Source organism: Pseudomonas sp. KK18, assembly GCF_037094675.1.
Taxonomy (GTDB): domain Bacteria; phylum Pseudomonadota; class Gammaproteobacteria; order Pseudomonadales; family Pseudomonadaceae; genus Aquipseudomonas.
Map to the genome: position 1 here is coordinate 2,485,201 of NZ_CP146605.1, position 18,637 is coordinate 2,503,837.

18 protein-coding genes and 2 pseudogenes are annotated in these 18,637 nt (G+C 58.6%); 2 read left to right on the forward strand and 18 right to left on the reverse strand.

All coding sequences use genetic code 11. From position 1 onward, the window contains the following. Nucleotides 1-381 precede the first annotated feature (381 nt). Nucleotides 382-2,364 (reverse strand): DNA topoisomerase III, encoded by a 1,983-nt coding sequence (locus V6607_RS11420; protein WP_338743854.1) that lies wholly within the window; start codon nt 2,362-2,364, stop codon nt 382-384. A 101-nt stretch (nt 2,365-2,465) separates the two neighbouring features. Next, nucleotides 2,466-2,810, reverse strand: coding sequence for a helix-turn-helix transcriptional regulator (locus V6607_RS11425; RefSeq protein WP_008374264.1), 345 nt, complete (start codon nt 2,808-2,810; stop codon nt 2,466-2,468). A gap of 188 nt (nt 2,811-2,998) precedes the next feature. Between V6607_RS11425 and V6607_RS11430 the strand changes: the two genes are divergently transcribed. After that, nucleotides 2,999-3,256 carry a DUF4880 domain-containing protein gene (locus V6607_RS11430; protein WP_008374261.1) on the forward strand — a complete coding sequence of 86 codons (258 nt, stop codon included), beginning with the start codon at nt 2,999-3,001 and terminating at the stop codon, nt 3,254-3,256. Nucleotides 3,257-3,331: 75 nt separating this feature from the next. Here the strand turns inward: V6607_RS11430 and V6607_RS11435 are convergent, their stop codons facing one another. From V6607_RS11435 to V6607_RS11490, 12 genes and pseudogenes are all read right to left on the reverse strand, one after another. Next, complete coding sequence (locus V6607_RS11435) at nt 3,332-3,775, reverse strand: single-stranded DNA-binding protein (protein WP_338743855.1); 444 nt, start codon at nt 3,773-3,775, stop codon at nt 3,332-3,334. Next, a complete protein-coding gene (locus V6607_RS11440; RefSeq protein ID WP_338743857.1) occupies nt 3,772-4,281 on the reverse strand; it encodes a DUF3158 family protein in 510 nt (169 codons plus the stop codon). Before V6607_RS11440 ends, V6607_RS11435 begins: the two co-directional genes overlap by 4 nt. Beyond that, nucleotides 4,278-5,030: a TIGR03761 family integrating conjugative element protein gene (locus V6607_RS11445; RefSeq protein ID WP_338743858.1), complete on the reverse strand. Its 753-nt coding sequence runs from the start codon at nt 5,028-5,030 to the stop codon at nt 4,278-4,280. Before V6607_RS11445 ends, V6607_RS11440 begins: the two co-directional genes overlap by 4 nt. A gap of 259 nt (nt 5,031-5,289) precedes the next feature. Beyond that, entirely contained in the window at nt 5,290-6,474 is a 1,185-nt protein-coding gene (locus V6607_RS11450) for an STY4528 family pathogenicity island replication protein (protein ID WP_338743859.1), read from the reverse strand. A gap of 35 nt (nt 6,475-6,509) precedes the next feature. Next, nucleotides 6,510-7,058, reverse strand: a complete 549-nt coding sequence (locus V6607_RS11455; protein WP_044321336.1) for a DUF2857 domain-containing protein — start codon at nt 7,056-7,058, stop codon at nt 6,510-6,512. Beyond that, nucleotides 7,055-8,632 (reverse strand): ParB family protein, encoded by a 1,578-nt coding sequence (locus V6607_RS11460; protein WP_338743860.1) that lies wholly within the window; start codon nt 8,630-8,632, stop codon nt 7,055-7,057. The genes V6607_RS11455 and V6607_RS11460 overlap by 4 nt, the downstream gene beginning before the upstream one ends. A 12-nt stretch (nt 8,633-8,644) precedes the next feature. Next, on the reverse strand, nt 8,645-8,854 hold the full coding sequence (locus V6607_RS11465; protein ID WP_157213084.1) for a hypothetical protein: 210 nt from the start codon (nt 8,852-8,854) through the stop codon (nt 8,645-8,647). A 30-nt stretch (nt 8,855-8,884) separates the two neighbouring features. Continuing rightward, nucleotides 8,885-9,730, reverse strand: coding sequence for a ParA family protein (locus V6607_RS11470; protein WP_338743861.1), 846 nt, complete (start codon nt 9,728-9,730; stop codon nt 8,885-8,887). A 2-nt stretch (nt 9,731-9,732) separates the two neighbouring features. After that, nucleotides 9,733-9,957 carry an AlpA family transcriptional regulator gene (locus V6607_RS11475; RefSeq protein WP_004407625.1) on the reverse strand — a complete coding sequence of 75 codons (225 nt, stop codon included), beginning with the start codon at nt 9,955-9,957 and terminating at the stop codon, nt 9,733-9,735. Nucleotides 9,958-10,079: 122 nt separating this feature from the next. Continuing rightward, complete coding sequence (locus V6607_RS11480) at nt 10,080-10,820, reverse strand: hypothetical protein (RefSeq protein ID WP_338743862.1); 741 nt, start codon at nt 10,818-10,820, stop codon at nt 10,080-10,082. Nucleotides 10,821-11,252: 432 nt separating this feature from the next. Then, nucleotides 11,253-12,413 (reverse strand): annotated as a pseudogene (locus tag V6607_RS11485) (IS3 family transposase). An 82-nt stretch (nt 12,414-12,495) separates the two neighbouring features. Next, nucleotides 12,496-12,822: pseudogene (locus V6607_RS11490) on the reverse strand (GNAT family N-acetyltransferase); the annotation flags it as partial. A 355-nt stretch (nt 12,823-13,177) separates the two neighbouring features. Here V6607_RS11490 and V6607_RS11495 point away from each other — a divergent pair. Beyond that, the gene (locus V6607_RS11495) at nt 13,178-14,224 is read left to right on the forward strand and encodes a hypothetical protein (RefSeq protein ID WP_338743863.1); all 1,047 of its coding nucleotides are present in this window, start codon (nt 13,178-13,180) and stop codon (nt 14,222-14,224) included. 343 nt (nt 14,225-14,567) lie between these two features. Here V6607_RS11495 and V6607_RS11500 read toward each other — a convergent pair whose 3' ends face one another. The 4 genes from V6607_RS11500 to V6607_RS11515 all read right to left on the reverse strand — a co-directional run bounded on the left by V6607_RS11500 (nt 14,568) and on the right by V6607_RS11515 (nt 18,500). Further along, nucleotides 14,568-16,256, reverse strand: coding sequence for an NAD(P)/FAD-dependent oxidoreductase (locus V6607_RS11500; protein ID WP_338743864.1), 1,689 nt, complete (start codon nt 16,254-16,256; stop codon nt 14,568-14,570). Nucleotides 16,257-16,282: 26 nt separating this feature from the next. Further along, nucleotides 16,283-16,543: a hypothetical protein gene (locus V6607_RS11505; RefSeq protein ID WP_338743865.1), complete on the reverse strand. Its 261-nt coding sequence runs from the start codon at nt 16,541-16,543 to the stop codon at nt 16,283-16,285. A gap of 28 nt (nt 16,544-16,571) precedes the next feature. Beyond that, the gene (locus V6607_RS11510; RefSeq protein ID WP_338743866.1) at nt 16,572-17,486 is read right to left on the reverse strand and encodes a transporter; all 915 of its coding nucleotides are present in this window, start codon (nt 17,484-17,486) and stop codon (nt 16,572-16,574) included. Between the two features lie 63 nt (nt 17,487-17,549). Continuing rightward, nucleotides 17,550-18,500 carry an alpha/beta hydrolase gene (locus V6607_RS11515; protein WP_338743868.1) on the reverse strand — a complete coding sequence of 317 codons (951 nt, stop codon included), beginning with the start codon at nt 18,498-18,500 and terminating at the stop codon, nt 17,550-17,552. Nucleotides 18,501-18,637: the final 137 nt, after the last annotated feature.

Consider the following 18,637-nt stretch of genomic DNA (forward strand, 5'->3'; position numbering starts at 1 on the left):
TTTGGCCAATCGCGACAACGTTGCTCCTCGTGACAAGCACACGTTGGCAGGACCTGACTAACCGACCCTTGTCGTGGCCTGGGTCGGAATTTTCTGGCACGCATCCGCGCACAAAAGGCGCCCAGTGTTTCGCCGGCGGGCACCGGAGCTGATCGTCATCGCCGAAGCGAATGACCCCTGCGGCCTGGTGAAAAGCGGCACGGGTCATTCGCTGCAGCGATATGCAGGGCGGTGAAGGGCAACCAGGTTGCAGGAAGAAGTGGCTCCGAACTCATGGAGTCCGACCGAACTGCCCGGAGCGAATCGGTCTTGGCTCGCCAATGGCGAAGGGCGTCCTCACTACAACAGCCCCGACCAGACCCGTCAAGTGCACGGTGAGGGTCACGGTCCCTTGGATTTGGGCTTCGACGCCTTGGGCTTGGCCAACGGCTTGGTGCCCTTGCAGTCGGGATAACGCGAGCACGACCAGAAGGTGCCGGTCCGCCCGGTGCGTTTGCGCATCACCGTCTTGCAGATCGGACAGCCTGGGCCGCGCGCCGCCGGCACATTGAGTTTGAGTGTCGCGTGGTGCTTGATGAGTTGGCTGAGCCATTCGCCCTGCTTGAAGAGAAAGGCGTCCACGGTCAGCCGGCCGGTTTCGATATGCTCCAGCGCCTGTTCCCACAACGCCGTCATCACCGGATCAGCCACCTCGGGCGGCACGGCCTCGATCAGCGTGTGACCGGCCGCCGAGGCCGACAGGCTGCGCTTCTTTTTCACCAGGTAACCGTGATCGATCAGCCCCTGCAGGATCGAGGCCCGGGTGGCTTCGGTGCCGATACCGATGCTGTCCTTGAGGCGTTGGCGCAGGCGCGGATCCTCGATCTGATTGGCGATGGATTTCATGGCCCTGATCAGCGTGCCTTCGGTGTAGGGCTTGGGCGGTTGTGTGGTGCGGGCATCGACCTTGGCCGAGCACACGCTCAGGGCATGGCCTTCGTGCAACGCGGGCAGCGCCTGTGAGGCGTCAGCCGGGCCAGTGGGGTCGGCTTCGCTGATCCAGGGCTTCCAGCCAGGTACCAGAATCTGCTTGCCCGTGGCCATGAAGGTTTCACCGGCCCCGATGAACAACGCTTCGGTCTTGAGGTACTCGTGCAGCGCGCAGAACTGCGCCAGGTAGCGGGCGCGGATCAACGCGTACACCGCACGTTCACGCGGGGGCAGGCTGTCGATCCGGAACGCCACGGCGGTCGGGATGATGCCGTGGTGGGCGGAAATTTTGGCGGTGTCCCAGGCGCGCGAGCGCACGGACAGGTTCAGGTCCTGAAGGCGATCCCGAAGCGCCGGATCGGCTTGAGTGAGCGCCTCGAGCACGGCTGGCGCGTCGTCGATCATGCTCTCAGGTAGGTAGCCGCAGTCGCTTCGAGGATAGCTGGTGACCTTGTGGGTCTCGTACAAGGCCTGGGCGCATTCCAGTGTTTCCTGAGCACCCAGGCCGAGCCGGGCCGAGCAGATTTCCTGCAGCGTGCCCAGGTCGAACGGTAGCGGGGCGGACTCCCGTACCCGCTCGGTTTCGACACTGTCGATGTGCACCTGTGCGGCCTCGAGCACCCCCTTCAGCACCTGCCGCGCGACACTTTGGCGGGTACAACGGCCTTGGTCATCGCAGACCGTAGGGGGCGGTTGCCAGCGAGCCTGAAAATCTGCGGTCCCTGCGGCCAGGCGAATATCCAGCGTCCAGTACGGCTGCGCCACGAAGCTCGCGATGGCCCGATCGCGGGATACCACCAGCTTCAGTGTCGGCGTCTGCACGCGCCCCACCGGCAGAACTCCGTCATAACCCGCGCGGCGACCAAGCAGGGTGAACAACCGACTGAGGTTGATGCCCACCAGCCAGTCGGCCCGCGAACGGGCCAGAGCGGAGTGATACAGCGGCAAGGTTTCCGCACCGGACTTGAGCGCCGCAAGCGCCTGTCGGATCGAGGCGTCGTTGAGCGCCGACAGCCACAGGCGCTGCACCGGCCCGCGGTAGCCTTCCAGTTCCAGGATCTCGCGCGCGATCATCTCGCCTTCGCGATCGGCGTCGGTGGCGATGACCACCTCGTCGCACTGGCCCAGCAAGCCGCGAATGACCTTGAGTTGGGAAGCGACCTTGGGCTTTGGCAGCACCTTCCACTGCCGGGGCAGTATCGGCAGGTCTTCCAGGGCCCAGCGTTTGAGGTGGCTGCCATAGGCTTCAGGTGGCGCAGTCTCCAAGAGGTGCCCGACACACCAGGTGACGGTGACCCGTTCGCCCACCAGGCAGCCCTCGGCACGCCGGCCGGCCTGCAACACGCGAGCGATGTCGCGCGCCTGGGAGGGCTTTTCGCAGATGAACAATTGCATGGCTTCGCTCCAGTCGGATGACTGAAGCAGGGTGACGCTCAGGGGGGAGGGCGCCAGCTTAAAACTGAAGATGCGGGGTCCAATTGGACGGTGGCGGCAGACTAACGCTGCTTCAGGTGGGCAATCAGGTGCTCGGTCGAAGACAGGATGAACTGCCGATCGGCATCGGACAGGGGCGCCAGCAGCAATCCGATCTTATGGCCTTGGTCACTGGGGCGTGGGCTGAAGTCGGTCACCAGTTCAGCCAGCCCGCAATCCAGCGCGCCCGACAGCTGAATCAGCTTGGGGACCGACAGCGACGTCTTGCCCAGTTCGAGCCGGGAATAGGCCTCACGACCCATCGACAGGCGTTCGGCCAACTGGTCCTGAGTCAGACCCAGGGCGCGGCGACGCTTGGCGATCATTTGGCCAATCTGCTTATCGGCGGCGGCGATGATTTTCGGCAACTGTGCGGGTCTCCCATTCAACCTGAATGGTCGAGCAAAGACCTCGCAAGATGAACAACCCATCGGGTTGACTCTGGGCGATATGGGTTGTATTTGTTCAATTGAGTGTGTGGATTGCTGAAAATGGGCAAGAATCAGTGGCGGTCGCTGCGCGCGCGAGGCGTGTATTGACGTACAAGGAAACTCACGTGGATACAGCGGACGATGGGCTGATAGGCCAGGTGCGGTTGCAGGCGCTTCGACGCTTTCTGGAGATTCATCGATCACCCGATGACAAGGACAAGCTCAGCGCCTTGGCGCAGTGGTTGGAACAATGCCCTACGCACCGGCAGGCGTTTCGGGAACTGGGGCAGGCGCTGGCGAAAGTCGCTGAGGATCCGGACGTGCTGGAGACGGCACTGGAGGCGATGTTGTTGCAATACAGTGCGGGTTCGACACGGCATTGAAGTGACGCGCGTCGATGGCCCAGGGTTTGGATGAGCGCCGCGCAGTGAGGCGCTCCTTCCACTGAGGTCCACTGATCAGCTCTTGGCACGACCGCCTTTGCGGGCAGTGCCGGGGCTCGCTTTGTCGGCCGGGCCCGATGGCGCGGCGTCGGGGGACTTTTCACGCATGCTCACGCTGGCCAGCCGATGCGGCAGGATACCGATGCGCCGCGCCTCGACCTTGAAGGTCACCCGCGCGTTGTCCTCGCTGTCCTCCCATTCATCGCGCACCGTGCGCCCCTCGACCAGCACGCGCATGCCTTTTTGAAACAACGTGCTCCAGTGCTCGGCATCGCGGTGCCACAGTTCAACCGGGGCCCAGTATCCACCTCGGTCTTCGTAGCCGCCCTCACGCGGTACCGGGTTGTCGAAGTAGACATTCAGGCGCAGCAGACGCCGCGGCTCATCATTGCCCGAGGTGAATTCCTGAAAGTCCGGCGCGCTGCCGATGTTGCCTTCGCCGACAAAAAAAGTGCTCATGGTGATGTCTCCGTTCCGGATGGGGATTGGCGCAGCACGCCTTCGGCGTTGGCCATCTTGTGGCTGCAGTCGAGCGCCTGGCGCTGCAGGGAATGCAGCACGCTCATCTGCAGGTTCAGCGCGATGCGATTGCATTCGAGCTGGAACAGGGCAGTGCGCAGGTCCGGGGGCAGGCGCGGATTGCGCATCAGCCGTTCCCAGACCAGGGCGCCCATGCGGGAAAAGTCCTGGGTGCGCCAGCGCAGAAAGGTGGTGCCGGCGCCGGTGTTCTGCAGCACCAGGCGAATGCCCAGCAACGACAAGGGCGGCAGCGCCATGATCGCCGCCTGGGTGCCCATGAGCTGCGCCACACGCTGTTCAAGCTCCCTCGTGACGTTCGTCAACTGGACCAGCTCCCCCTTACCCTTAAAAGGCTTTAAAAGGCCTTTTAGGGAGGCAGCGTGTTCGATGTCCCGATAGGCAGTGGGTGCGAGGGTCAGATCGTCGGGGAAGTCTTGTGGGGTCATGACGGCTTATCCGTCGCGTCAGCCTCGTCGTCCGCCGGAACGTCATCACTTGCACTGGCCGGCGCACGCTCCGTCGATCCCGCCACCGCGATGATGGGCGGGGCGAACTGCGAGCGGCGCTCGCCATCGAGCACATCCTGAGGCGGGAGACCGTATTTATCGACCGCTTCCTGAAAGCGAGCATTGTCGGCGGCCACATCGCTGCGGGTGACGCCGGACACGCGGCATCGATGGGCGATACCAAACAAGCTGCGCACCTGGTGGGCGCCCTGGTCGATCCAGCCCTCCATGTCCGGCCGGCCGATCAGCGCGGTGTGATGGGCGAGCAGCACACGCCTGACCAAGGTGTCGTAATCGGTGAGCAGGTACACCGCCAGAAATCCCAGCTGGCTGGCGATGAACAGCGGCAGGGTCACGGGGTGAATATTAAGGTTGTCACCGACGTCGATTTGCGAGGGCAGCAGTTTTTCAAGATGGCTGACCTGCTCCATCAAGTGGCCCATCTGTGCCTTGGCCCGCAGCACCTTGTCCTCGAGCATCAGCATGAACCAGTCGGCGAAGGGGTCGTCCTGCGCCGCCGCTTGCTTGAGGATATTGGTGATGTTGATGTAGGCCGCCATGCTCATGATCGGATGGCTGCCCTCGCGGGCCAGGCGGCCCTGCCACAGCCGAGCGGCGTGATGGGTGTGCAGGGTCAGGGTGATGGTGCTGCGCAGCGAGCCCAGGTTGAGCTGGAAATGGTCGGCCATGGGCAGGTCCTCAAGTCGGCGGGTGAGGACACAGTGCCGGGCAAACACCGGCGTGACTGCCGAAAACCTGAAGGACCTGTGTTCGGATAAGCTATGGCAACTGGAACAGTATGGATTTGATGCCTGAGGCATCAAATCCACTGAAGGCTGGTGCTCATTACCGCAAGTGCGTGAAGCCGGGCTTCAGGTTCGATCAACGCCCGTGGCTGAACAGAGCGACTGGACGTCCATGGATTTGATGCCTCAGGCATCAAATCCATTAAGCGCTACTCATCAGCCCACATTGTTGGCGCAGTTGATCCAGGCAGGCCCTTGCCACGGGGGACGCCGATCGCGGCGCGCCGCTGCGTTCAGCGCTCTTTGGCTCTGGCACCGCCTGCTGGACCCGCACGGCTTTGGGCGGCTGCGCTTTGGTCGCGATGTCCCTGGCGGCCCACAATCGAAAGTCTCCCTCGATCGCTTTCCTGATCAACCCCATCAGGTAAGCGGCGGGGCGCCGCACGGCCCCCGTGGTGCACCGGGCCACAGCCTCCTGCAGCACGGCCACCCTGGCCTCATTTGGCAATGGGGTCATGGCCTGCAAGGCGATCTGCCGATCACTTGCGCTGATGGGCAGGTTCGCCGGCCATTCGAGTTCGGATTTTCCCCCAGCCCCTCGTACCGTACTCTTTTGCTCTATACGCTTTTGTACAGTACTAGGGGGATTCGGAATCCGAACCACCGCTAAATCCGAGGCTTTCGCCGGCAGTTCGGATTGATGTTGTGCCGCGTAGGGCAAGGAAGCGACATCCAGCGAAGGCTGTTCGGATTCGTGAGCAGGTGAGGGTGACTCGAGCTCGAGTGAGTGTTGCTCAGGCGCCAACGGCACCAGGGCCAGCACCTTGGGTACAAAGGCCGCCGGTACCGTTTGGTCGCGCCGCAGTTCCCCCAACACATGTCCGGCGGTGATGCGTACGCCCTTGGCAGCGTGCTTGAGGCTGCGCTTGATCAGATCTCCGTAACCCTCGTCCAACTGCAGTGCTTCGGCCGGCGTCAGCGGCTCGTCGTGCAGGACATAGATGGGGGCTCGCAACCGACCTTGATCGTCGCGAAGATGCGTGACCAGGCTGAGCCAACGGGTCAGCCGCAGATTCTGCAATACACGCGCGACTGTCTCGCGGGAAGCTTTCTCGCCGCAGGGGACGGCGGACAGATACGGCTGCAAGTCCTCGTAGCGGGGGTATTTGAGCCCGCGCTCTACGATCATGAAGTGCAGGGCCTGCCAGGCGTTACGCTCCAGCGGTGTGAGCCGGGTATCAAGTAGCAGAGAGCGGGGCATGATGTTCTGGGGTTTGCCGATGTAGCGAAACTGGATCGAGGTGTCGGGCGGTGGCTTGGGTTTGGGCGGCGACGGGAGGGGAAACAGGTGAGGGTTGTCCTGCATGTATTGGGCGCACTGGCGCATGGCCCGTTTTAGATCCTCCAAGCTGAGACCGTGCCTCATAGCTGCTCTCCGTACAGGTGCAACTGTTGCCAGACCATGGTCAGAGTGACGCCCTGTTCCTCGGCGAGCATCATCATGGTGTCGAGCTTGTCGGCGGTACCGTCCTGCTGTCTCAGCTGACGCCAGCGCTGCCACAGCGCATGTTCCTGGGCTTCGGTCAGACTCTGTGGGCGACCGCGGCTGACCTCGATCTTCAGCAGCCGGCGGCGCATGGCGGTTTCGGAGTGGTCCAGGCCAAAGCACTTATTCATGATCAGCGAGCTCGCGCCGAGCTTGAGTGCGCGATTGATCAGGCGTTCGTTTTGCTCGTCACGGTCTGCCTGCTCGATCAGCCGGCGCATCACCGCGGTATCGACCTTGATTTCGACCCACGGGACTGCGGCATGGGCTAAACGAGAGAGGGTGGTGGGTGGCAGGGACTGCAGGATCTCCAGGTCTTCTTCAGCCAGGCCCAACGCGCGACAGCGCTGAAGGTGGCCTTGGCGCAGCTCATGCAACACCTGGTTGAGCATGGTGTTATTCAGCAAGGCGAAGATAGCGTTCATGAGAGTGTCTCCGAATCGTCCTGCGATGTGGCCTGGCTCAGGTCCACGATACGTCGTGCCAGCACCACCAACTGGACCCACTGATTCAGTTGCGCGTCGGGAAGGCGCTGAAGTTCGAACGTGAGTCTGGAGTTGCCCCCGAGCGGGGTCAGATAGTCACCGACCAGCAGTTGGCCCACCAGTGTTGGGGGGAGCTGCTGCTTGAGTTCCCATTCGACCCCGTCCTGCGCGCGCAGAATAGAGGTGAGCAGCAGCTGCACCGCGACGCCTTGGGAGTCGGTGGCCTCTGTGGCCTGCCAGTTGAGCGTGAATCCAAGACCATGCTCTGCGCCCATGACAAAGTTTGGCAGCGCCGCGTAGTGGGCCAATGACTGCGCCAATTCGGCGGCGAGGCTGCGCAGTTCGGCGATGGCCAGTGGCGCGATGAAATCCATCAGCTGTGACAGAGAAGGGAGCGATGAGGTACTGGTCGTCTGTGCTTCGATCACCTCTGTGCTACCTGGGCGCAGACCACCGAAAATATCGTCCAACCGTAGCGGGTCCTCGACGACCGGCCCGTCATCGTCCCGGACTTGATCGGTCGGATAGGGAGGAGGCGGTGTCTGACTGTGAACCAGCGGGGGCGCGCTTGCGGGTTTGGCGCCGGCATCTAGCAATTCGTTTACCGTCGCAGTAGGCCGCTCCTTGGTGGAGGGTTCACTCGGCGGCGTAGTGTGAGAGCCGCTCTGCGTCAGTTCCAATTCCATCAGCCGTGGCGTGATATCCAGCACCTTGGCCATCTGCGCCAACAAGGCGCCGCGCACCTCGTCCCAGTCGAACTCGTCGGACGTCGTGTCGAAGTTGGAAAGCGTCTGCTGCCACAGCACAAGCAGTTGATCGAGCGGCGCCAGCAGGCGGTTCCAGACTTGCTCAGCCCGTTTGCGCAGCAGAATGAGGCGCTCGATCTGAGGCTTCGGTAACCCTGAACACAGGGCATTGGGCAGACTGGGGAGTAGGTATTCGACGGTGTCGAACATGCGGCTGATCTGCGATTGCGAGACCGGATACCCGCCCGATGCCAACGCCTGGGCGAGTTCGCGTTGCGAAAGGGACGTGCCGTCATCCTCCAGCAATGCCTTCACGTTGACCACCGCCAGCGCGCGTTCAATGAATGCCAGCTGTCCGTGCAAATCGCTTTCAGCCAGATGTCCGAGCAAGGCATGGGTTTCGCTGGTCCAGGGGCGGTAGCGGCAGGCGATCCGGAAGTAACGCTCGTCGCGCGTCTCTTTCCACAGTTCGTTCAGAATGGACAGGCGCGTGTTACCCCCATTCAAGATGATGAAATACGTCTCGCTGGGTCTTCGGGTGATGGAAGGCGCCTGGTCCAGCCCGCGTTCACGAATCGACGACTTGATGTCGTCATACAGAGGGTTGCGGATGAATCGGGGATTGCGCTCGTAAGGCCGTAATTGCTCCAGGGTAACCACGATCTCTGACTCCTGGTCGAACTCCGGCGCTGCGCTTTCGCCTGGACTGCGCAGCAACATGTGTGGGCGCAGTCCGGCGCTGATCTGTTCCTGGGTGGGTTTGATCATGATGGGCCTCAATTACGCCTGCGGTAGCTTGTCGCCGACTTCAAACTTGACCACGAAGGCTGTGCCCGGCAATTCGAAGTGCTGGCTGAGCTCATGCAACAGCTTGGTGATAGCGGGGTGACCGCCCGGGAGGTCGAACACCACGGTGCAATAACAGGGTTCTGTTACCTCGCGGTGGGGAGAAGCTGATGGCGATGGGATCACGCAGCGTGGCTCATGCATGGCGAGCTCCAATAAGTTAGTTGGAAGATTTCAGTAGCGGGCACAGACGTCCGGTGCTGACGCCGGGTCGATGAGTCGGTGCCATTCGGGAAACAGCTCAAGCGCTAGCTGCCGCATCGACTGCGCCGCGCTCAACCCGCCAGAGGGAGAGGGGCGATAGTCGATCCGGTGCACGGGCAGGCCCAGCGAGGCCGCGTTCAGATAGGCCACGCGATCCAGCACCACCGCGGAACACAGGGTGACCCCGTTATGTGCGACAAAGTCTGCAGACAGGCTCTGAATGATCAACCGCGTATCTCGACGACTCAGATTGACCTGGTTCAGCAGCAGACGTGCCGGGGGAGGGCGGACGCCCAACTGCTCATAGGGCGCCAAGCTTTGCAGCAGCGCAAGCGTGCCGCGGTGCAGCTCCCGGGCCGCGAGCATTTCGGGTGGGATGGGGCTAAGCATCATGTCGGAGGCCAGCACGGACATCTCGACGATAACGCTGCGCGCGCCCTGTGTGTCGATCAGCACCACATCGTAAAATGTCTCGAAGACATGGAGCAGATTTTTCAGGCGCAATCGGCCATCTGGGGCGTGCAACAAGAGGGTATTCAACTGGCCAAGCGGATCATTGGACAGGACCACGTGCAAGCCTTCGACACAGGTCCGTGAAACGATCTGATCGAGATCTATTAGGCGATGGCCGATCAGCTCAACACTGCCCGCAGTGCCGGCGCAGGTGATCGGGTAGTAGCTGGACAGCGTCGGTTGGCTGTCCAGATCGATCATCAACACCCTCAAACCGGCATCGGCCAACAGGCCGCCCAGATTGGCCGTGACGGTTGTCTTGCCAACGCCGCCTTTGGTCGACACTACGGAGAGCACCTTCACCGTCACGCCTGCGCGCCGAGGCGTTCGGCGATCCACCGGTCGATCTCGGCAGAGTCCCAGCCCACGGCGCGCATACCAATGCGTCGGGCCAGGGGGAACTTGCCTTCCTTCATCAGGTTGTAGATATGCGCCCGCTTGAATCCAGTACGTTTCTCGACCTCATCACGGCGCATGATGTAGCGGTCAGTTCGGGCAGGGCTTGCGGTCACGTCGGTCTGGGTTTGCATACGTGTCACTCCTTGGCGCCAGATGGCTTGCGATGGGAAGTGACATGAGTCAACACCAGGAAATCGAGCTTGTCATTGCAATGCAATCGCGGACGATTGCATTGCAATTTGCTACAGGCGCGCTATTTGAATCGCTTGTTTGCGTCCGCAAATCGTTGATCCAGCGTCCGTTTTTTGAAGCCTGGATGATCGGGGTATTGCTGCTGGATAGCGGCAACGATCGCGTCCTGGCTGGCAAAAAAAGGCTTATTTTTTTCTCCGGGACTTCCGTTGAGCAAAAGCCTCAGCAGGACGCCAATCAGATCCAGCAAGCCAGCTTCGGTACGTGCATCCGCAGGCTTTTTCTCCTCGGCGGATGAGCGAAGCTGCTGCACCTCGACCCCGAGCGTGGCGAGTTGCTCCACCACTTCAGCGTGAGACTTCGTCAGCCGACTGCACAAAACTTGAAGCGTGTCCCTGTCAGCCTTCAGTACCAGATAGTGCCCCCATTTAACCGAGCCCTCCGCGTCCGCTGCGTAGGCAAACAGGAAGGGCGGTTTCTGGTCTGGGTGGTAAAGGCTCATCCAGGCTTTCAGTTCGCCGTGGCGGATGCGCAGCGACCTTGGGCCCAGGTTGGCATCAATCCCGGTGAATAACGCCTGCGGGTGACTGCGCAATTCTTGGTGCTGCACGGCATCCAGGATCATGCCGACATGTGTCGCCAGGCAGGGCCATCGGGGAAAGAGTTTGAGCAGTTGTTCGGGGTACAACCAGTTTGCCTGGCAGATCTGAGTCTCGAACGCTTGAAGCCCACACCAGCGGAGTGCTGCTTCGATAGGGGTGTAAAGCAATTTGAAATGCGGATCCGAGCATTGTCGGCACATGGGACCTCCTATTCCTTAGGATGGCCTCTCGCATTGGTCATGTGGATTGGCCGCACAGAGAGTGGGCGAAATCCCATATTGTTATCGCTCAGCGAGATGGCGTTAGATGCAGCTTGAACAGCAATAAGGCCCTTGCTGAACTGCTCCCAGGCGATGAGCGAATCCATATCAGACTCAGGCGTCCGTAATAAACTCCATTCAGGAGGGGTAAGCGTAGGGAAAGCAAGAGCTTGGAGCAAGTGCTCTAGATCGATGCTCTCACCGAGAGGTGTCAAGAAATCGGACAGGTAAGATGGGTGTTTCTAGATTGTCCTTTATTCATGGGGCCGGCCGAGTAGCGTAATTTTCTTGACAGTTCTGGGTCTGAAATAAAATGTAACAAACTCAGCGCTTCTAACGTTGGCTTTGCTGTACCACTTGGTTGTGTAGTGGTCAACTGATCCCGGACACCGCGTTAAGTTTTTCCTCGGCAACGGCAGGCGCTAAGCCTTCGTTGAACTGATGCGGTCGCCGCCAGTTGTACCGCTCCATCAGGAAACGACCGATATCTTGTTTAGCCAATGCGGCGCTCATGTAGCCCACCGTCGGTATCCATTCAGTTTTCAGGCTGCGAAATAGCCGGTCCATTGGGGCATATCATGGCAGTTGCCGCGCCGACTCATGCTCTGTGTGAAGCAGTATCGCCATAGTCTCTGGCGGAAACTCCGGCTGCCGTATTGGCTGCCCTGATCGCTGTGAAAAAGCACATTCTGAGGCCGACCACGCTGCTCATAGGGCATATCTAATGCCTTGATCACCAGGTCCGCGTCGGGTTTGGCTGAGAACGCCCAGCCCACAACCCGGCGCGCATAGAGATCGATTGCGGCCGCTAGATAGTGCCATCGACCTTCGGCTCAAACGTACGTAATGTCACCGCACCAGACCTTGTTCGGGGATCTAGCGTTGAACTCTCGATCAAGCGCGTTCGGGATATCAAGTCGCTCCACGGTCGCCTTTTTGTAGGCATGGGAGCCCGGCTGTTTGCTGATCAAGTTCATCTCGCGCATCAACTTACGTACCTTGAATCGCCCGATTTGCATGCGGTCCTCTTTCATCATCAGCATGATGCTTCGACTGCCCGCAGCGCTTCTACTTTGAGTAAATAGCCCGTTCACACGGCTGCGCAAAACCACCCGCTCTGCATCCGGAAATCGACGCTTGCGGCAATGGGCGTAGTAGCAAGACCGGGTGACTTCAAATACCGAGTACAACAGATCAACCGGCTCCTCGGAGCGAAGCTGATCGACTAACGCGAGCGCTCGTGCTTCTCGGTCATCAAGAGCGCGGTAGCCTTTTTTAGGATCGACTGTTCCCGTTCCAGACGATTGATTCGGGCTTCCAGTTCTTGGATTTTTTGCTGCTCAGGTGTTAATGCCTTGCTGGTCGGGGTGACACCGCCACGCGCCTGCTGGAGCTGGCTGACCCACCGCCGCAATGCTGATTCAGCTAACCCGAGCGACTGGGCTGCCTCAATGTGGCTGTAGCCCTGGTCAAGCACCAGGCTGGGGCTTTACGTTTGAATTCGGGGGTAAAGGTACGTCGTTGCTTGGTCATCACACACCTCTCTGTGGCGAGCATTCTCGCCTAAATGGGTCTCCGGTTTCATTCGACCACTACACTCTTCAGAGAATGTTGCTCAGCGTTTTCTGATGAATTGTTGCTCAGTGACCACCGTACCCCATTGGTCGCCTTGCGCTTCGTGAGTGAGCTCGAAACCCATTGATTCGTAGAGGCGTCGGGCAGCTTCCAAACCTTCGAATGTCCAAAGTTGAATAGCTCAGAAATTCTGTCTGTCGCAGAAATCTACTGCTTCGGTGAGAAGGCGACGACCTATACCCCCGCCACGGCAGCCATCGTCAAGGATAAACCAGCGCAGGTGGGCTTCATTGTTTCCTACATCCTCCGCGTCGATAGCCACCGATCCCACGATCCGTCCCGCGCTCTCAGCGACCCAAATGGCATTACGTGTATTGTCCAATCCTCCCGCAAGAACGGTGCCACCAAGGTGGTGTAGGACAGGCTCAGGTGGGCACGCTGTTGCATGGCCTCGGCGTGCAGCACCTCGGCCAACGCCGCACTGTGTTGCGCCCCCAATATGTCCAGCTGCTTGGCCGCGGCGTTGATGGCCGCGCGGTGCTCTGCTTCCAGGGCCTTGGCCGTCTGCAAGCGGCTTACCGCGACGGTATTTCTTCCTACCCTCACCCGCGCTTGATGGGCGATTTCTGGCAATTCCCCACCGTGTCCATGGGACTTGGCCCCAGGAGGGAGCGACCGAAACCACTAGTCGGCTGCAAGGCATACGCCTGGGCGAAAGGCTGGTGTTGCTGGATACTCCTGGCCTGCATTCGATGACGCCTGAGAACGCCGCGCTGACCCGCCGCTTCACCGACAGCGCCGATGGAGTCCTGTGCCTGACCAGCTCCGCCTCGCCAGGGCAGGTGCAGGAACTGGATGAATTGGCCCGCGAACTCCATCGTGACAAGCCGTTGCTGCCTGTGCTGACCCGCAGCGATGTGTACGAAGAAGACGAGGTCGACGGAGAAATCGTCAAGCTGTTGTGCAACAAAGCCGAGGAAAACCGGACACTGCAGGAGGCCGATGTAGCCAAGCGTGCCAGGGAAAAGCTGGCGATGCTGGAAGTGAACACCGAACTACTGGAAAGCCCGGTATCGATTTCCGCCTACGTCGCACGCCAGGAGGGGCAAACGCGAGAGGCAATGGAGGCCGCCGGCTTCGAACGGCTGTACGCTGCGCTTATGGCCATTACCGAGCCCGCGTTGGCATACAAACGGTTCAAATCGGCAGCCGTGCTTCTGCATCATCTGGAGGAGAACATTGCCGGCGACTTTAGAAACAGGCTGCAACCGTGCTTGGCTCAGTTGCAGCAGACGTTGCTACAGTGGGATAACGCGTTGGGGCGGCAACGCGATCAGTTCATTTCCGTTGCATGGCGCAGCATCGTTCCGGCATTGCCTCAGTTGTTGGAAAGCCATGCCGGTACGGAGGATGCCGGGGCCGCCCGCGCGCAAGCCGCGCAATTACTCGGCAAAGCCGTAGCGAAGGCAATCGACGAGGCGTTCGCTGATTTCGATATGGCGCTTGATCCAGCATTGACTGCGCCGAAGATCAATGGCCAGGCCGTCTACGGGACTCAGGCAGGGATGGTGGACTATGCACGCCTGCATGCCGAGCTGAAGGAGTCCATCCATGCGAACTTGCTCAAGATCACGAATGCAGCGATCAGTCATTGCCACCGCACCATCGATCCGCTACGCGCGGACCTCGCGCAACTGCAAGACGCCTTCTCTGCTCAGGAGCGCGAACTGTTCGAACTCAAGGCGTTGCTGGTGTGTCGCAGGCGGTAGTTATCAACGCTCGCGAAGAACGCATCCGAAAAGTCATCCGCAGCCTTCTGGCAAAATGGGCAGCAATGTCGGCTCGGCAGAGGGTCCCGTTCATCATGGGGGCGACGCTAAAGGGTTCAGCGATATGCCGGGCATTGAAATCTCGGCGTTGGGGGGGAAGGGTATGTTACACCGTCGAACCCCATCGGGAACCGGTAGGTTGCGTTGGTAGATGCAATTCATGTGAGTCGGAAAGTTTTGAAGGAAGTATTGGATAAGTCCTGAATCCTACGGTTTTAGACATATACAACATTCTCTGCATGAGCAAGGGGCAGAGCCATTAGACTCTCCCCATGCGTGTTTTTCAAATAGCCATGTCCGCCATGCTTGCGATCGCGAAGCCGCTATTTATGGATTTCTCAAGGGTAAAGCCGTTGTAACCCGAGTTGGCAATGTCGGTAATAACCTGTTTGTAATGTTTGCCGCCGCCCAGATACACCATGAACACTTGCGGTTTGCCGGGAATGTTTGCCCCAGAATACCATGAGGTGGCGTGTGGCAGAAGCGTCGCATCGGCGACCTCCTTGACATGGGCAATCCAGTTATCTTCGTCCTGAAGATTGGCTTCGATACTGCCGAAACCGTTCAAGTTCATGTAGTCGATACACTCGGCAATCCATTCGCAATGCATTTCGATACCCAGCGGCATGTTGAACAGCACCGAGGGACTCTGCGGTCCGGTGATGGTGAACATGTTCGGGAAACCATGGGCCGACAGGCCAATCAATGTGCGTGGGCCGGCAGACCAGTAGTCCTGCAGGGTCTGGCCATTTCGGCCGCGTATATCCATCTTGAATAGGGCGCCGGTAAAGGCATCGAACCCGGTGGCGTAAACGATGCAATCGAACTCGTACTGTGCTTTGGTGGTGGTGATTCCTGACGCTGTGATTGCATCGATAGGGGCTGCCTTGATATCGACGAGTGTCACGTTATCGCGGTTATAGGTTTCGTAGTAGTTGGTTTCACAAGGCTGGCGCTTGGTGCCATAGGTCTGTCCAGCGGGCGGGCATAGCAGGTCGGCGATCGCTGGATCAGTGACGCGCTGGCGAATTTTCTCCCTGACGAACTGCGCTGCTGTCTCGTTTGCTTGCTTGTCGAACAAAATGTCTTGATAGCTGCCAATCCACAAGCTGAAGCCGCCATCTTCCCAGCAGGATTGATAATGCGCCTGGCGTTGTTCAGGCGTCTCTTCAAGAGCCGAGGGTTTCAGGTTATTGAATGGGACCCCTGCGAACGTTTCCCAGGCCTGCAGACGAAGTCCATGATAATTGTCTTTGGCTCGCCGGTCGGTATGTTCGTCCATCGGAGCATTAACCAGCGGAGCGGCATAGTTGGGCGTGCGCTGGAATACGGTGAGATGCGCGGCCTGTTCGGCAATCAGGGGAATCGCCTGCATCGCGGTGGCACCGGTGCCGATGATGCCGACGCGCTTGCCGGTGAAGTCAACGCCGTCCTTGGGCCATTGGCCAGTGAAATAGACATCGCCGTTGAAGCTGCCGTGTCCCTTGAACTTCGGAATATTCGCCGACGATAGGGTGCCGACGGCCGGGATAAAATACTTCGCGCTCACGTGTTCGCCGGTGTCCGTGTCGACCAGCCAACGCTGCGAAGCCTCGTCATAATGCGCAGAGACGACCCGGGCCTGAAAGGTTATGTCCTTGAGCAGGTCGAAACGCTGGGCCACGTGATTAAGATAGCTAAGGATTTCCGGTTGTGCGGCGTACTTCTCGGACCAGGTCCAGTCCTGTTGAAGTTCTTCCGAGAACGAATACGAATAGTGGTGACTTGGGATATCGCATCGAGCCCCGGGGTAGCGGTTCCAGTACCAGGTTCCACCTACGCCATCAGCGGCTTCATAAACCTGGGTATCGAGTTCTAGTTTGTCGCGAAGCAGATGGAGCATATAGAGACCGGCAAAGCCTGCGCCTACAACCACGGCATCGATTTCTTTTCGAGGGTGGGGTATGTGGTGGGTTGGGTTGCTGATGGACATGGGACTCACCTTTTATTGTTGTGGGGTTATGTCTGCTTGCTCAACCACGGCGACCGATCGTTTTGCGGTTTACCGCAGCTGCGGTGAGTGGATTTTTTCACCGGCTGATATTGCGTTTGCAAACCCTGTGCCAGGCTTAATAAGTCATTAAATATCAGGCAGTTATATGGTTTTTTAGAGTGAGAAAATTCTGGCTGAGCAAAGTGTTTCTGAAATGATGGAATGAGCAAGCGCTGTTTTAACCATTTCATGAAGACCGCAGAAAAGTGGCGATAAAAAAAAGGCACCAAAGGCGCCTTAAAAAGGAGCCAAGATCTACAGCGGTACGGCGAACTCGAACCACAGTGAATTACCCTTTGGGCCATTCTTGACGGACGTTTCTGCCAGCCATTTGAATACGATGGCCGTCGCCGGATTGAAGTAGTAAACAGCCTGAGGGCCAACAGCGAATTTGCTCAGACGGCTTCCGCCAGGGACATCATGACCTTCAAACTGATCATCGGTGAACTGCTTGGTGTAGTGGCCGGCCAGGCCCACTTGCCATTTCGGATTCATCGGCAGCCGATAGCCGGCATTGAAGTCGATATCTAAAATATTGCCTGACTTATAGTGGGTGTCATCATTTTTCTGATTGAAAGAAACGGTAGGGGAAACCGAGAATTCCCAAGCCGGAGTGGGCAACCAGGTCAAGCCGAACTCCTGGACATAGGACGCGTAGTTGCTGGTGGTATTAATCAGGTCTTTTCGATCGTAATTTCCCACAGGAATGAACGCGCTGAAACCTGTAAGCAGATAGAATTCAGGCGTTGGCGACCACGTCAGATAGAGAGGGGTTAAGTAAAGCTGGTTAAGGCCGCTTTTATGATCCTTGAGACCTGCTACTTCCAAAGAATTGCGGCCTCCCGAGAGAATCGCTCCCGAACTGAACCCTACCCCGGAGTCGGTTTTCAGATTCCAGGTATGCACCACTCGCAATGCCTGGACAAATACATCCAGTTTGAAGTCGGGTAAGGATGACTTTCCGTCGTTGCCTCGAAAGGTATCGGCGAAATAATAAGCCGTGTAACTGTAGAGTTCAGTGGCACCTGGAGGTGGAAGTATCGCGGGAATTACTGTGTTCACTCCCAGGGGCCAGTTAGTTCCACCATTTTCGGAAGCAATACTGAGGCTGGTCTGGCCTAACGCCAGAAGGGTAAAAAAAACACGGCAGAATGTAATGAATCGAGTCATTTTTTTTATTCCTTATTCTTGGTAGACTCTGAGTGGCGTGCTAGATTGTGGGCAATCTGATGGTTATACCGTAATGGATTTCAAGCTTTTCAAACGTGCTTTTATGCCGTCGGTGATATACTTACGAGCGCAAACACTTTCCGGTAGCACATTCAAAAGCGTAAAAAATCCATGCATCTGCCCGGTGAATTGACGCCATTGGACGTCAATGCCGGCGTCCACTAGCTTCAATGCGTACGCTTGTCCTTCATCGCACAACACGTCATGTTCAGCCGTGATCAACAGCGTGTGCGGAAGTCCATTCACGTCCACCGCCAACAGGGGAGAGGCTTGGGGGGCATGACGGGCTTGCACGTCCGTCAGGTAATGATTCCAGAACCATTCCATGGACCGCTTACCCAACAGCCCTTGGTTTTCTGGGTTCAGGTAACTCTGGCCATTGGTGTCAGGCTGCACGACCGGGTAAATCAGAATCTGTTGCGCAAGTATCGGCTGCGCTGCTAGTCCAGCCTTTTGCGCGACGACTGCAGCCAGGTTGCCCCCGGCACTGTCCCCCATGACAAGCAACGGACAGTGGGTGGAGCCGCCCACGGCGAATCGATTGTTGTCGGCCCACACCAGTGCTGCCCAGGCGTCGTCAATCGCGGCCGGGTAGGGGTGTTCGGGGGCTAGCCGATAATCGACCAGTATTACCGTACACCCGGTTTCCTCAGCAAGAAAGCGACCTAGACTGTCATAATCTTCAATGCCCATCAGGCACCAGCCACCGCCATGGAAGTAGACGATAATACCTGTGGAAATGGCTGTTGGGCTCAGCATCCGCAGGCGTATTTCATGCCCAGCCGATTCGATGGTTGTCTCGCTGACTTGATATAGATCCGGGCCTGGCCCGATCGTTGCGCGCATGCCAGACATGAAGCCTCTGGCTTGTGAAATATCCATTTGATTAAATGGAGCGATCCCTTGATCAGCCAGTTGCCCAAGCAATGATAGGTTTGCAGCATCGAGTGTCATATGTCACCTCTACGGTTATTATTGTTGTTGAGGTGCACATAGCAACAGCTGTGCCATACGTGATCTCAAGTCTCCACCAAGTCCTAAATGATTGAAAAAACACAATAAAAATAACCGAATGAGTACAGATCAGCACC

Coding starts and splice junctions, on each gene's coding strand:
- V6607_RS11445 (WP_338743858.1), bottom strand. CDS start 5,030: ATGGCCGACCATTTCCAGCTCAACCTGGGCTCGCTGCGCAGCACCATC.
- V6607_RS11455 (WP_044321336.1), bottom strand. CDS start 7,058: ATGAACGCTATCTTCGCCTTGCTGAATAACACCATGCTCAACCAGGTG.
- V6607_RS11450 (WP_338743859.1), bottom strand. CDS start 6,474: ATGCGCCAGTGCGCCCAATACATGCAGGACAACCCTCACCTGTTTCCC.
- V6607_RS11440 (WP_338743857.1), bottom strand. CDS start 4,281: ATGACCCCACAAGACTTCCCCGACGATCTGACCCTCGCACCCACTGCC.
- V6607_RS11420 (WP_338743854.1), bottom strand. CDS start 2,364: ATGCAATTGTTCATCTGCGAAAAGCCCTCCCAGGCGCGCGACATCGCT.
- V6607_RS11475 (WP_004407625.1), bottom strand. CDS start 9,957: ATGCAAACCCAGACCGACGTGACCGCAAGCCCTGCCCGAACTGACCGC.
- V6607_RS11480 (WP_338743862.1), bottom strand. CDS start 10,820: ATGTGCCGACAATGCTCGGATCCGCATTTCAAATTGCTTTACACCCCT.
- V6607_RS11435 (WP_338743855.1), bottom strand. CDS start 3,775: ATGAGCACTTTTTTTGTCGGCGAAGGCAACATCGGCAGCGCGCCGGAC.
- V6607_RS11460 (WP_338743860.1), bottom strand. CDS start 8,632: ATGATCAAACCCACCCAGGAACAGATCAGCGCCGGACTGCGCCCACAC.
- V6607_RS11465 (WP_157213084.1), bottom strand. CDS start 8,854: ATGCATGAGCCACGCTGCGTGATCCCATCGCCATCAGCTTCTCCCCAC.
- V6607_RS11510 (WP_338743866.1), bottom strand. CDS start 17,486: ATGACTCGATTCATTACATTCTGCCGTGTTTTTTTTACCCTTCTGGCG.
- V6607_RS11500 (WP_338743864.1), bottom strand. CDS start 16,256: ATGTCCATCAGCAACCCAACCCACCACATACCCCACCCTCGAAAAGAA.
- V6607_RS11515 (WP_338743868.1), bottom strand. CDS start 18,500: ATGACACTCGATGCTGCAAACCTATCATTGCTTGGGCAACTGGCTGAT.